Raw genomic sequence first — 13,010 nt, 5'->3', positions numbered from 1 at the left:
CCGCCACGGCGGGCAGGACATCCAGCAGGGCGGCGGCGATCCCGCCTGTCAACCGGGGGACCTCGCGTACGCCATCGACGGTCTACGTTGGACGTGGACACCCCAGCCGTGAATGCCGAACGACCGCTGCGGACGAACGTGCCGACGGCGGGAGAGCCGTCTCCCGAAGCGGTCCTGACGTGACAGCGGTATGAGCACCAGAGTCGCCGCCCTCAGCCCCGATGTCACAGTGGTCTCGCCGATCACGGATCAGTTCACCTTCCAGGGCCGCCAGCAGGTACGCACCTTGCTCGAGGCGGCTCTGGCCGCGATCGACGACATCACCTACACCGACCAGGTCGCCGAGCGCCGTACCGTGGCGCTCTTCTACGAGGCGCAGGTCGGCGCAGTGCGTCTCCACGAAGCCCAGCGACTGCGCCTGGGCCCCGACGGCCTGATCAGTCACATCACCCTCTACGTCCGGCCCTTGCCTGCGCTCACCCTGCTGATGGCTCGCCTCGGGCCCGACCTGGCCCGACGCAACGGACAGCCGGGCCTGGCCCGGCTGATCCCGCTAGCCAGCGGCGCGATGCACTCGATGGCCGCCACCGGCGAACGGAGAATCATGCCGAGAGTGGCACCCCGGTAGCAGCATCTGACGCTCCCGCACCTCGCTCTGCTGGGGGAGTGAGACCCGCCCAGGGCGGGAGGCGTCACGGTGCTGCCTCGGCGAGGGTGCTGGTATGCCCGCTCGCAGAGGCCGTCGCTGGGCGTACGGCGCCTTGGCTTGGTTGATCTTCTTCGTGGTGTCCCACGTGATCCTGGTGTTCTTCCCTGGGCCCGATCCAACCGGTGATGGACCGTGGGGCATGAGGGCCTACGTGATCTTCAACGTGGTGCTCATCTCGATGTCGGCCATCGGAGCAGCCGTCGTTCTGGCCACGGTCCGCCCGCCGGCTCGACGTCTTCCCCGGTGGCTACTTCTGACGCCACTGTTGTTCGGCAGCATCCTGCTCGTCATCCGGGGTGTTCCAGGGATGGTGGAGAATCTTCTCATGGTCAGCGGTATCCGTCGCGGTGGCTTCGTGGGGGTGGCGGACATCTCCACTGGCGAGTTCTGGACCGGTATCGGAATCAACACCTACTTCTTCGCAGGAGCAGTGCTGCTGGTTGGGACAACCGTTTCCTACGGCCGACGATCAGCGAACCCGTCTCGGTGAGGCGTACCGTCGTCCGCGCGGGCGATCTCCTGCCGCAACAGCGCCGCCTCGTCGTCGCGGTCGCAGAGCAGCAGCACCGCGAACTCTGGCTGGCCGAACGGGCTGGCCCAGTGATGTACGGCCTGCGACAGGATCCGGAACAGCGTGCGCCGATCCTCGGCACTGCTCGACAGCATCCGGGGCGCGTTCTCGACGACGATGAGATACCCGTCCGCCGGCAACCAGTGCAGATCGCGGAGACAATCGGACAGCGCGTCCCAGTTCCAGCCGAAGTAGCCCGGAAAGAACAGCGCGTCGGAGAACTCGTAGAAGGCGTGGTCCGCGTCCGTCATCCTCGTTCCGTCGAGCCGGGCGACGACGAACCTGCCCGCTGCCGGTAACACCGCCGCCAACTCGACCAGTGCACTGCGCGAGCAGACCACGACCCGATCGGTGGAGCCGTTCCACCGGCTGCTCATCGCACGATGACCAGGTTGGCCATGTCGACGACCGGCCGGTAGCCGAGGGCGGCGTAGATCTTGTTCGACGTCGGGTTGGCCTGGTCGGTGAACAGGCAGACCCGCGCGCCCTCGGCCCGGATTCGGCGGGAAACCTCGGCGACCGCGTTGCTGGCCCAACCGCGCCCGCGCTGGGCCGGCGGTGTGTACACCGGGCCCAAGCGGGCCACCCCGAACGACGGTGGGTTGGCACCGGTGAGGTGCATCGGTTCCCCGGTCTCGTCGACCCAGAACCACAGCCGTCCGGCGTGGAGCCGACGCAGCACCTCCGCGTGGTCGGGCGCTTCGTGCGCACTCGTACCGCGCGGGCGGCCCGCCTGTTCGTCGGCGTCGCCCACGAACGCGGCGAGCCACTCCGTGACCAGTCCCGCATCGTCCTCGGTCGCGGCCACCAAGCCGCCAGGCACCGGTGGCGGCCACGTCAGTTCGCCGAGCTCGTGCAGCCGTGTGTGCTGGGAGACCTGGACTTCACCCCCACCGAGCCGGGCCAGCGCGGTGGCGCACAGGTCGACCGTGGGCAGGGCCCCGTTGACCGCGAGGACCTCCTCCCCGCGATCGTGCAACGCGTGGGCCAGCGCAACGGCCCCCTCGTCGGGCATGGGCAGCAGGAATGGTGGATAGGGGGCATACGGCGCCGAGCGCATCCCGGCACCGACCACGGTGCCGGAGTCGTCGCTGACCACCAGCCACCAGTTGCGGTCGGGCTGCGGGATCCCCTCGGCCCGCTGCGACAACAGCCGGTGCGCGATGGTGGTCACGACCGTGCTGATGACCGGATCGGCGCCCAGGTAGTCGCCCGCAGCGGCCAGGAACTCGCCCGGATCGCTGAGGAACCGCAGCCGCAGTCCGGTTCTCGGGACAATGCTCATCCGCGTACGCTAGCCACCGCTTACCAGATCGACACGGGAATTTTGTGCTGCCGAGGACCTGTAAGCGCCGAAACAACCATGAGGCGGGCCCACGGTTGGCCCCGGTCGGGCGGGGTACACCGCCGCGAGTGGCGCGGGGGCTGGGTTCACCCGGCTTGGCCACCGAAGGTGCTTCGGAGGGGCCGATGTCGGGTGCGTCAGCGCGGTCAAGCGGGCCCGGGATGTCCGATGACGTGGTGGAGCTGCGGGTACACGGGGCCGCCAGCGCAAGCGCCGCCGAGGTGTTGAACGTGGCGCAGGTCGAGCAGGTCGCGGGCGACCGCAGTGGGGGCTTCTACCGACCCCACCGCCCCTGTTCGTGCGGCAGCGGCGAACGGGTGACGGAGGCGTACCACTGGGGTGACCTGCCCGCCGGAAGCGTGGTCCGAACACTGACGCTGGTGTTCCTCCTGCCGTTCATGCTGGCCAACCTTGCGATCTGGATGCGACCGGCGAGCCCTGGCTCCGACGCGATGGTCAGATCCCTGTGCCGGTTGCTGGCGCTCACTCTCACAGTGCTGTATGTCCTTGCCTTCGCCGGCGTCACGCTGGACCTGATCGCGTGGAAGTGCATGGGCTCGCCACGTTGCCTGGCCGGGCGCTCCTGGTTGTCCTGGTTGGGTGGGCAGCCCGTGGGCCTGCGCCTCGCGGTACTCGCTGTGGTTCCGGCCGCCGCCATCGGCCTGCTCTGGCGGGCCAGCACCCGGCCGCGAAAGATGTTCGACGCGTTCCGCGCTCCCGCGGACGAGGTCTCCGAGCATCGACTCAGCGGGATCGGTCAGTGGGATGCGGGGCCGCTGGTGGGTCGGCTGCGTTCGATTCACGTCGCGGCGGCGTTCGCGACACTGGACGTCGCTCTGCTCGCCGCCCGAGCCGCGAACGGCGCCTCGGCCAGCACGATCGCGTTGGCCGTGGCCACCGGGACGGTGCTGGCCAGCTGCGTGGTCCTGCTCTGCATGCCTCCGCTGCTCGACCGGGCCGCCTCGGATCAGCGACTGGACCGGATCACCCGCACGGTGCGGACGGTAGCCGTGGCCCTGACCATCGTGGTGACGGCCCACGTCCTCGCCAGCCCAGCGCCGTGGCACGAGGGGGGCGGCCTACCCGGCTACGGCGCAATTCTCACCTCGTTGTTCGTTGCCCAGACGACCCTGCTGACCGCCCTCGGCGCTGTGCTGCTCTGGCGCCGGGTTCGGCGGCGGGACGCCATCCCGTTGCTCGGGCTGGGCGCGCTGGTGATGGCGGCCAGCGCGGTCAGTCTGGCGGTGGCAGTGTCCGCCGAGCTGGTCTACCGGGTGGCGGATTTCCTGGATCGCGACGCGCCGACCGGAGCGGGCCTGGCCTCCGGTCTGCCGCCGGCGTTCACCTGGGCGATCTTCGGCTTTCTCCGGACAGTGCTGTTCACGCTGGTGGTAGCGGTTCCGGTCATCCTCATCTCTCGACGCCGTCGACTTCGTGCCGCTGCGGCGATTGTCGCCTGCGACTACCCGGACCGCCCGCCCGCAGCCGCGACCCGACTGCGGCAGGTGCAGAAGGCGATAGCCAGGGCCCGCTTCACGGAAAGACTGATTCCGTTGGCGGTGGTCTACGCCTGCCTGGCCGGGATCGGCACGGCCACGACCACCCTCGGTCTGCTGGAGTTGCTGCCGAGCGAGTCTGTGCAGCGGTACGCACGGGTGCCCGGCGACCTGATCACCTTCTCCATCGCGTTCGGAAGCTGGGGGATCGCCGCGATCATCCTCGGCCTGGCCCTCGGTGGAATCTTCGCCTACCGGACAGCCGAATTCAGGCGCCACGTTGGTGTCCTGTGGGACCTGGGCACGTTCTGGCCCCGCGCCGCCCACCCGTTCGCGCCACCCTGCTACGCCGAACGAGCCGTGCCGGAGTTGACCCGACGAATCACGTACCTGGTCGGACGCGGCAACCTCGTGCTGCTCACCGCACACAGCCACGGTTCGGTCCTGGCCGCCGCGACGGTGCTCCAGTTACCGCCGCAGGTCAGCAGTCGAGTCGCTCTGCTCACCCATGGGTCACCTCTGAGCCGCCTCTACGCGCGACTGTTCCCCGCCTTCGTCGACGACGAGGTGCTGCACGAGATCGGCGCTCGCGTCGACTGGCGGTGGGTGAACCTGTGGCGCGACACCGACTCGGTTGGCGGCTGGGTATTCACCGCCCACCGGACAGCCGCGCCGGTAACCCTCGACGGGACCGCGGCAACGGTGGACCGCCGGCTACGGGATCCCGCCGACGTGGTGCCGCTACCTGGCGACAGCGTCCCGCCGCCGATCCAGGGACACCGGCCCCGCGGATCGGAGCAGCGGTACGCCGACGCGGCCCGCGAGCTGATCGAGCGCCTTCGCCAGCCCGTGGACTCAGGGCCGCTTCCGGACGACCCGCCGACCGGGCAGTGACGGATCCCCGGCAGTGCCTCGGGCGCGCCCGAAATACATGAGCTCCCAGATTGCGTCCTCGGCGAACTCCTCGACCACGTGCCCGCCCTTGTGGTGTTCGATCGTGAGCAGGCCGGCGAAGCGGAGGTAGGCGCCGTCGAACCGGATCAACCGCGCCGCTGTCCGCTTCAGCCAGGGCAGGTCCTTCGTGAGGGGGTTGCGGACCAGGTCGCGCTCGCGGTCGAAGGTCACCACGTACGTGTCGTCGTCGTCCACGTACGTGTAGCGGACGATGCTCGCCACTGGCTTGCCGGTCTTCGCGTCGGTGTAGACCCCGTCTCGCTCGAACGTCATCTTGGCTGGATCGTCGCCGATGATCCGGCCGTCGCGGGCCAGCATGAAGATGGGGATCTCGGCGAAGCCGTACCTCTCGGCGCCAGTGATGAACGACGCGATGACCGTGTACGGTCCGGCGTGCCCCCGCCCCCAGTACCAGTCATTGAGGATTTTCGGCAGCCCGACGTTGCCCCAGTTGTGGTCGTGGTAGCCGACGCCGGTCGTCTCGTGCCGTACCCCGCCGATCGTGTACGAGCCCCGCACGGCTCCTTGGGGCACCGAGGGCAGCCAGTTGAACTCGAGGTCGCGCTCCGGGCCGAACAGCATGTGCCCAGTGGCCGGACGCCAGGCCGGGACCTCGGACGTCAGTGTGAAGTCGACCCGCAACCCTCCGGCGGTCGCCTGGATCCGGTACTCGCGCAGCTTCTCGCCCTGGAAGCGGTTGCCCGGCCCCATCCGGACGTCGGTACGCCCGCTCGCCGCCGACCACTCGGCCGCGGGGATCGAGATCGTGTTGTTGGACATCGTCCCGTCAGGCAGTTCCAGGTTGACCCGCAGCTGCGGAGACAGCGGCCTACCCGCCGCGCCGAGGTCCTTGTTCATGAACACCACGACCACCTTCGCGCCGTCGTCGAGGTGGGCGTCGAAGTACCACCACTCGTACGACCCGGCGCGATTGTCGGTGCGGGCGCCGTCCTCCCATTCGCGTACGGCATCGCGCTCCAGCCCGAAGCGGGCATAGTCGTCGCTCAGCGCGGCCAGTTCGGGTTGATCCGACATGACTCTTCGTCTCCGTTGCTTCTACAAGATCAAGATGTGCGGACGGCTCACAGGGTGACGAATCCCTGCCGCCAGGACGGATAGGCCGGGTTCCAGCCGAGGTGCGTGCGGGCGTAGTGGTTGCTCGCTCCCCGCGCCCAGCCATGCCGTTCGCCCTCGGTCGCCGCTGGCGCTGGCACGTTGGCCGCCGCGCAGAACGCGGGCACCCACTGCGAGGCGGCGGCTGGCTCGTCGTCGCAGACGTTGACGACGCCGACGGGCCACTCCAGAGCCGCGACCGCAGCGTCGACGGCGTCGTCGATGTGCAGCAGGCTGCTCACGTCCGCGTCGGCGGGGATCTTGCCGGCGGCGGCGAACTGGGCCATCAGACCGTCGCGGGCGTACCAGGTGCCCGGGCCGTAGAGGGTGCCGTACCTCAGCACGACCCACTCGGGCGCCTCCTGGACGGCGGATTCGAGCGCGGCGGCACCACCCACACTGGTCTGGCGTGGCTCGGGGGCGCCGAGGTCGAGCGGGGTCTCCTCGGTCGCGGGCTCGGCGCCCGGCTCGTACGCCCAGGCGATGCTCTGTGCCACGATGCGGCGTACCCCGGCGGCGAGCGCCGCGTCGACCAGGTTGCGGGTCCCGGTCCGACGCAGTCGCGCATTGGCGGCGAAGTCGCCCGTGCTCAGGCTGGTCAACTGGTGCATCACCACGTCAGGCCGGGCGTCGCGGACGGCGGCCGCCACCGCGTCCCGGTCGAGCACGTCGACGGCGACCGGGCCGTTACGGGCCAACCCGATGACCTCATGCCCCTGAGCGGTCAGGGTCGGCTCGAGACGGCGGCCTATGACGCCGGTCGAACCGGCGAGAACGATTCGCATGACGTGCCTCTCCGTCAGTTCGGTCGGTTTGAGCGGCGGTTCTTACGCTGTTCGAGCTCCTCGGGGCTCACCAGCACCAGCATTTCCTGGCCGGGCGCGCACACCATCACGACCAGGAATTTGGTCACCCGATCGGACAGGTTGTTTGCGGACCGGTAGTGGATGACGTCGCCGCCAGGCTCCCAGAACGCCTCGCCGGCCTTGATCACCCGTTCGGGCTCGCCCTCCAGCTCGAAGATCATCTCGCCCTCGAGCAGGTAGCCGAAGACAGGGCCGGAGTGCCGGTGTGGCGGCGTGCCCGGGTCGCCCGGTGGCAGTTCGATCGTCGCTGTCATCACATGGGAGCCCTCCGGCAACTCCGGCGGCATGGCCGTGCCCAGCAGCACGATTTCGTTGTTTCCGATCTTCATGGTCTGCATGAATCGAACGTATCCCCGACCGGACCAGCAGGATGGACCAGTTGGTGACCGGTCTGATGGACCAGTTGGCAGAGTCCGGACAGCGCCTCCTGCCAGGCATGCGCCGGTGGCGCCGCATATCCGAGGACCAGGGCTGCCGACTGCCGCTCATCCGCGGGGTCGTGCCAGTAGCCGTTGCTGTGCAGGCCGATCAGGTGCAATCCCTCGCGGCGCCCGGCCTGGATCAGCCAGCGCTCCTCCGCCACGGACGCCAGCGGTAGCAGCGCGTGCACGCCGGCAGCAATGCCCTCCAACGCAGTGGTGGTCACCTCGGCCAGGCGGCCGGCCAGTTCGGTCCGGCGACGCCGGTAGGTCAGGCGCATGCGGCGGATGTGCCGGTCGTAGTCGCCGTGCGTGAGCAGGTCGGCCATGGTGAGCTGGTCGATCGCGGAGACTGCCGCGCCGGCCTCCACGATCGTCGTCGTCAGTTCTCGACGCAGTGGCTCGGGTACGACGAACCAGCCCAGGCGGACGCCCGGCGCCAGCGACTTGCTCGTGCTGCCGGCGTACACGATCCGCTCTGGTGCCAGCGCCTGCATGGCGCCCACCGGCCGCTGGTCGTAGCGGAACTCGCCGTCGTAGTCGTCCTCGATCAGAAACGCGTCGTGCTTGCGTGCCCACGCGATGAGCCGGTAGCGGTGCCCCGGGGCGAGCACCACTCCGGTCGGATGCTGGTGCGCCGGGGTGAGTAGCGCGGCCTGACCCGCCGCGTCATCCGGGTCGGCCCCACCGGGGCCGACGGTGAGCGGGGTGACTGTCAGGCCCGCGGCACGCAACACCATGCGGTGATGGGCCAGACCGGGGTTCTCGGTGGCGATGGCGCGGACGCCGCGCCGGTGCAACGTCCGCGCCAGAAGGGAGAGGCCCTGGGTGAAGCCCGCCGTGATCACCACCGCATCCGGGTCGCAGAGCACTCCACGAGTGCGCGCGAGATAGCCGGCCACCGCCGCGCGCAGTGCGGGTAGCCCGGTCGGCTCGGAGTAGTCCAGCGTGCCGCGTGAAGCCGTTGTCAACGCCCGGCGGACACTGTCCGCCCAGGCCGTTCGGGGAAAAGACGCGAGGTCGGGAATCCCCGGCCGCAACTCGATCAACGGCCCGGCCGGGGGTGACGGTCGCGGTCGCCTGCGCGAGTCGGGCGGATCATGGAGTACGTCCGCGACCCGGGTGCCCGAGCCGGGTGCCGCCAGCAGCCACCCTTCCGCCACCAGTTGCGCGTACGCCTGCACCACAGTGCCCCGGGCCAAGCCCAGGTCGGCGGCCAGGCTCCGGCTCCCGGGTAGGCGCGACCCGGCTTGCAGCCGACCTGTCCGAATGCTCTCCCGTAATGCGCTCTCCAGCGAGCGACCCGGGAAACCCGCACTCCGATCGAACTCCAGATGGAGGTCAAGCGACTTCGTCACTCAGCAACGATCCCATTCGTGTGAGCAGCGCCGGCAGGTTCGGCGACGACTCAGGCGCCAGACCATCGACCTCGACGTACGTGCCGTCGACGAACCAGGCGCCGGTGCCGATGGTCACCGCTGGAACTGGGCTAGTTTCTGCGGGTTGAGGATGATCAACACTCGTTCGATCCCGGCGGGTGAGGCGTCGATGGTGACCAGAGCGACAGTTGTCCCGGGCCGCGAGACGAGGATCGCGGCTTGGCCGTTGGATTCGACGATCTCCGGCGAGAGGTCGCGGCCGAACTTCCGGATCAGTCCCAGGACGTAACGCGCGACGTTGTCCCGTCCGACGACGGGTAGCTGGGCGGCCCGGACGGCGCCACCGCCGTCGGCGTAGGAGATGGCTGTTTCGGCGAGCAGTTCCTCGAGCTGGGTCAGCTCACCGGATCGGGCTGCGGCAAGAAAGGCATGCAGCAGGCGGTCGCGGTCGGCGTGGCCGACCGGCTCGCGCCGCTGCCGGGCCAGGTGCGTGCGGGCGCGGTGGCCGAGCTGTCGTGCGTACGCCTCGCTGACGTCGAGTACCTCGCCGATCCGCCGGAACGGGTAGTCGAACGCCTCCCGCAGCACGTACACCGCCCGCTCGACCGGGGTGAGCCGTTCCAACAGGAGTAGCACGGCGAGTTCGAGCGACTCGTTGCGTTCGGCCTGGAGTGTCGGGTCGGCGGAGGTGTCGACGGGCTCGGGTAGCCACGGTCCGGGATACAGCTCGCGGCGGGCGCGAGCCGACGTCGCGGCGTTCAGAGCGAGCCGAGACGTCGTCGTGACCAGGAACCCGATCGGGTCCCGTACCCGGCTGCGTTCGGTCTGCTGCCACCGGACCCAGGCTTCCTGGACGATGTCCTCCGCCTCCGCGACACTGCCGAGCATCCGGTAGGCGATGCCGAAGAGCCGCGGACGGACCGCGTCGAACACCGCTAACGCGTCGACAAGTGCCCCGTCTTTTCCTCGCCCTACCATGGCCGCCGCCTCGTCGCTTCCATCCCTGAATGTGCAGGTGAGTTGGAACTACCGCCGATATCGCTGCTGTCTGTCGAGCGCCAGCCACACAGGTACCCCTGCGGGGCCGTACTACAGCACGTGACCGGCGGTATGCCCAGCCGTTTGGGTCGGCGACGATTCGAGCAGACCGATACAGATCTGCACGAGCATGCCGACGAGCCAGGTAAAGGGACTGTCGAGGCCATCCTGTTTGTCGTCCGGCATCGTGTACCAGACGGTGTACGTCGCTTGTACCGCGTCTTCGGCGGCGTCGACTGAACCGAGCAGGTGGTACGCGAGGTTCTTGAGGAGGCGTCGTTCGGCGACGACGACGCAGAACGCGCTGGGTAGCGCGTTTGACCGAAGTGGCCGGAGGGGTTCGGGAACCATCGGCTCTCCCAGTGGTTGACGCAGCAGCTTCAGCGGGCGGCCCGAGCCGAGGCGAGGTCGCGCCGAGCCGCCGAACGGTCGCGTAGCGCCGTCAGCAAGATGATCACCAGGCCGATGAGCGCGACGGCCGCGTTTGCGGTGGTGAGGAGGATCGCCTCACCCACGGTCGCCCCCTGCATGTTCGTGAGGTGATAGAAGAAGTGGGGCAGCGCGAAGACCGAATAGGCAGCCGCGGCAGGGATGACGAAGTGGGCCTTGGGTTTGACCGCCGCGATGCCCAGCAGCAGGGCGATCGCCAGTGATGTCGTACCGAAGTCCCGCGCATAGTGCTCGCTGAACGGTGGCGTGAGATCCACTGTCGGGAAGTTCGCGTAGAAGCTGGCCGGCCAGATCGCGTTCCAGGCTCCGACCACGAAATTGTCGAGAAACAAGATCGCCAGTGCGATGCGGATGATGGCGTTCATGATCGTCGCTCCTTGCGCTGTACCGGCTCGGCGTCCGCGATGTCCTCCTTGGCACGCCAGCCGACGTGGCTGGACATCTCAGGAGCCCGCCGGTGGTGGGCGAGTGTCACCAGGTACGGACCGGGCAGGTCTCCGATTCGTGACACTCGGCCCCGGCCGCGACCTCTGCTGTCACGAATCGGGGGGCCGCTCGGTCCAGTTCGTAGACGCCGCGCGGTCGCTCGCGGCGGAGGGAGCACGCCATGAAGAGAAGCGTTGCGGCGCGCGTGACCGACGAGTCAGACACGGGTCGGGCGCCTCGCATTGGTCGTAGCGTCAGATTGATCGTCACGGTCGCGCTTGCTACCGGTTTCCCGCTGACGGTCACGCCCGCGCCCGCGTTCGCGCACGGCGCGACGCATTCGATCACGCCGACCGCCGGTGCCGCGCTCGCGAAGGCCCCCCAACGGGTCGAGGTGGTGTTCGCCGCCGAGATCACGTCGGACAGCAGTGTCACAGTGACGGACCACACGGGGACGGACTGGGCAGGCGGTCGGCCGGTTGTCCACGGAGCGACGCTGCGCCATCAGGTGAGAGCGGATATGCCTGACGGCTGGTACGAGATCAGTTGGCGAGCCACCTTCACCGACGGACACCCGGTGACCGGCACGGCGGAGTTCACTGTGGGAGCGGAAGCCGCGGCGGCTGCCGCGGCGAATCCGTTTCGGGCCCGTCTCACGCACGGCGGAGTCGTCGCGTTGTACGCCGCCTCAGGTGTAGCCGTAATCGCTCTCCTGCTCGCGATCATGACGCTCTCACGCGGTGTCTACGCCGCCAACAAGCGCACCGATGCAGATGACCGTTCCACCCTTTAGGGCTGTCTGCGCAGTCTATTACTGGACGAGAAGTCTCGGAGAGGTAGAACCAACAGTGACATCACAGCGGTTTATCCCCCCTTCACCCCGGCCCCCGGTCCGGGCTACGCGCCATCGCGGCGTTACGGCGAACACGAATCGGGAGGTAGCTCAGTGCGTATCGCGGTAGCTGGCGGGACCGGCGGGGTTGGACGTCTCGTCGTCAACGCCGTACGGGCTGCCGGCCATGAGCCGGTCGTCCTCGCCCGCTCCACGGGCGTAGACCTGATCCGCGGTTCCGGGCTGGACGAGGCGCTGACCGGCGTACCGGTCGTGATCGACGTCAGCAACGTGTCGACGATCAACCGGAAGAAATCGGAGAACTTCTTTGGCACGGCGACAACCAACCTGCTCGCCGCAGGCCGGCGCGTCGGGGTGCGGCACCACGTCGCGCTGTCGGTCGTCGGCGCCGATCGGGTGAATTGGGGTTACTACGCAGGCAAACGACGCCAGGAGAAGCTCGTCCTGGACGGTGCGGTTCCCGCGACGGTGCTCCGCTCGACGCAGTTCTACGAGTTGGCCGCGCAGATGCTCGCCACCATTCCCGGTCCGATCGCAGTGGTGCCCCAGATGCTCATGCAGCCGATCGCGGCCCACGAGGTCGCCAACTGTCTCGTCGACCTCGCCCTGGCAGATCCGACCGGCCGGGCGCCCGACATCGCCGGCCCGCAACAGTTGCGCATGTCTGACATGGCCCGCCGCCTGCTACGCACCCGCGGGAGTCACCGCCTTGTCCTGCCCGTCCGCCTTCCGGGAGCGACCGGTCGAGCCATGGCCGGACACGGCCTGCTGCCCACCGGCCCCGGTCCGCGGGGCACACAGACCTTCGACCAGTGGCTGGCCAGCCCGGCAGCGCAGAACGACGCCAGGCGGACCCGATGAACGAAGGCCGGTCACCCACTCCCGCCGCACCGCGGGCAACGTCAACAGACGGGCGGGACACCGCGCTGACCGCGTTGATCCGGATCGCCTTGGCCGTCCTCTTCCTCGACGAACTCGTTGTCGGGTTCTGGAACCAGGTCTTCCCCGCAAGCTTCTACAACAACTTCCCGACCGTCACCCTCACCCCGCCGTTCAGCGAGCACTACGCGCGAGACTTCGGCGGAGCCACCCTCGGCCTGGCCGTCGTCCTCGGCATAGCGCTTGTCGCACCTCGAGCCGCATTCACCATCCCCGCCGCGGCGGCATTCTCCACCTTCGCCATACCCCACTTCTTCTTCCACCTGACCCACCTCCACCACGCCACCCGTGGCGAGAAGGTCTTCCTCACAACCGCCAATGCCGTCGTCGCCCTGCTCGGCCTTCTCGTCATCGCCCTGACGCTCGTCCGAGACGCCAGGCGTCGCCGCCCTCCGGCCACGTGATGCGGGCGGACCCGGCGCGATGCCGGGTCCGCCCGTTTCAGGCGTGCT

Annotated in this window: 17 protein-coding genes; 6 read left to right on the top strand and 11 right to left on the bottom strand. The window is 68.9% G+C overall.

What is annotated here, in order from left to right; genetic code table 11:
- The first annotated feature begins 190 nt into the window (after positions 1-190).
- Both GUI43_RS01170 and GUI43_RS01165 read left to right on the top strand, forming a co-directional pair.
- Positions 191-628: a nuclear transport factor 2 family protein gene (locus tag GUI43_RS01170; protein ID WP_112697558.1), complete on the top strand. Its 438-nt coding sequence runs from the start codon at positions 191-193 to the stop codon at positions 626-628.
- A 166-nt stretch (positions 629-794) separates the two neighbouring features.
- Positions 795-1,199, top strand: a complete 405-nt coding sequence (locus GUI43_RS01165; RefSeq protein ID WP_146758780.1) for a hypothetical protein — start codon at positions 795-797, stop codon at positions 1,197-1,199.
- On the opposite strand, the gene GUI43_RS01160 is transcribed toward GUI43_RS01165, so the two are convergent.
- A complete protein-coding gene (locus GUI43_RS01160) occupies positions 1,166-1,657 on the bottom strand; it encodes a barstar family protein (RefSeq protein ID WP_112697556.1) in 492 nt (163 codons plus the stop codon). The genes GUI43_RS01165 and GUI43_RS01160 overlap by 34 nt on opposite strands.
- Complete coding sequence (locus GUI43_RS01155) at positions 1,654-2,565, bottom strand: GNAT family N-acetyltransferase (protein WP_112697554.1); 912 nt, start codon at positions 2,563-2,565, stop codon at positions 1,654-1,656. The genes GUI43_RS01160 and GUI43_RS01155 overlap by 4 nt, the downstream gene beginning before the upstream one ends.
- A gap of 221 nt (positions 2,566-2,786) precedes the next feature.
- Here GUI43_RS01155 and GUI43_RS01150 point away from each other — a divergent pair, with 221 nt between their 5' ends.
- Complete coding sequence (locus GUI43_RS01150) at positions 2,787-5,015, top strand: hypothetical protein (RefSeq protein ID WP_112697552.1); 2,229 nt, start codon at positions 2,787-2,789, stop codon at positions 5,013-5,015.
- On the opposite strand, the gene GUI43_RS01145 is transcribed toward GUI43_RS01150, so the two are convergent.
- From GUI43_RS01145 to GUI43_RS33640, 9 genes are all read right to left on the bottom strand, one after another.
- The gene (locus GUI43_RS01145) at positions 4,977-6,110 is read right to left on the bottom strand and encodes a lipocalin-like domain-containing protein (protein ID WP_112697550.1); all 1,134 of its coding nucleotides are present in this window, start codon (positions 6,108-6,110) and stop codon (positions 4,977-4,979) included. The genes GUI43_RS01150 and GUI43_RS01145 overlap by 39 nt on opposite strands.
- 47 nt (positions 6,111-6,157) lie before the next feature.
- Positions 6,158-6,973 (bottom strand): NAD-dependent epimerase/dehydratase family protein, encoded by an 816-nt coding sequence (locus tag GUI43_RS01140; RefSeq protein WP_112697548.1) that lies wholly within the window; start codon positions 6,971-6,973, stop codon positions 6,158-6,160.
- 14 nt (positions 6,974-6,987) lie between these two features.
- The gene (locus GUI43_RS01135) at positions 6,988-7,392 is read right to left on the bottom strand and encodes a cupin domain-containing protein (RefSeq protein ID WP_112697546.1); all 405 of its coding nucleotides are present in this window, start codon (positions 7,390-7,392) and stop codon (positions 6,988-6,990) included.
- On the bottom strand, positions 7,380-8,831 hold the full coding sequence (pdxR, locus tag GUI43_RS01130; protein WP_112697544.1) for a MocR-like pyridoxine biosynthesis transcription factor PdxR: 1,452 nt from the start codon (positions 8,829-8,831) through the stop codon (positions 7,380-7,382). The genes GUI43_RS01135 and pdxR overlap by 13 nt, the downstream gene beginning before the upstream one ends.
- Positions 8,815-8,949, bottom strand: a complete 135-nt coding sequence (locus tag GUI43_RS34870) for a hypothetical protein (RefSeq protein ID WP_258399551.1) — start codon at positions 8,947-8,949, stop codon at positions 8,815-8,817. Before GUI43_RS34870 ends, pdxR begins: the two co-directional genes overlap by 17 nt.
- Complete coding sequence (sigJ, locus tag GUI43_RS01125; protein ID WP_112583258.1) at positions 8,946-9,830, bottom strand: RNA polymerase sigma factor SigJ; 885 nt, start codon at positions 9,828-9,830, stop codon at positions 8,946-8,948. Before sigJ ends, GUI43_RS34870 begins: the two co-directional genes overlap by 4 nt.
- A 111-nt stretch (positions 9,831-9,941) precedes the next feature.
- A complete protein-coding gene (locus GUI43_RS01120; RefSeq protein WP_112697542.1) occupies positions 9,942-10,241 on the bottom strand; it encodes an RNA polymerase sigma factor in 300 nt (99 codons plus the stop codon).
- A 29-nt stretch (positions 10,242-10,270) separates the two neighbouring features.
- Positions 10,271-10,705, bottom strand: a complete 435-nt coding sequence (locus GUI43_RS01115; protein WP_112697540.1) for a hypothetical protein — start codon at positions 10,703-10,705, stop codon at positions 10,271-10,273.
- Positions 10,702-10,851, bottom strand: coding sequence for a hypothetical protein (locus GUI43_RS33640; protein ID WP_170158636.1), 150 nt, complete (start codon positions 10,849-10,851; stop codon positions 10,702-10,704). The genes GUI43_RS01115 and GUI43_RS33640 overlap by 4 nt, the downstream gene beginning before the upstream one ends.
- A gap of 96 nt (positions 10,852-10,947) precedes the next feature.
- On the opposite strand from GUI43_RS33640, the gene GUI43_RS01110 reads away from it, so the two are divergent.
- From GUI43_RS01110 to GUI43_RS01100, 3 genes are all read left to right on the top strand, one after another.
- Positions 10,948-11,559, top strand: a complete 612-nt coding sequence (locus GUI43_RS01110; RefSeq protein WP_112697538.1) for a copper resistance CopC family protein — start codon at positions 10,948-10,950, stop codon at positions 11,557-11,559.
- A gap of 153 nt (positions 11,560-11,712) precedes the next feature.
- A complete protein-coding gene (locus GUI43_RS01105) occupies positions 11,713-12,480 on the top strand; it encodes an SDR family oxidoreductase (RefSeq protein WP_112697536.1) in 768 nt (255 codons plus the stop codon).
- Entirely contained in the window at positions 12,477-12,962 is a 486-nt protein-coding gene (locus GUI43_RS01100) for a hypothetical protein (RefSeq protein WP_146765838.1), read from the top strand. Before GUI43_RS01105 ends, GUI43_RS01100 begins: the two co-directional genes overlap by 4 nt.
- Positions 12,963-13,010: the final 48 nt, after the last annotated feature.

The organism is Micromonospora noduli (genome assembly GCF_003264365.1).
GTDB classification, from domain to species: Bacteria; Actinomycetota; Actinomycetes; order Mycobacteriales; family Micromonosporaceae; genus Micromonospora; species Micromonospora noduli.
The sequence above is the reverse complement of the archived record's forward strand: the minus strand, read 5'-3'. Positions and strand labels throughout refer to the sequence as shown.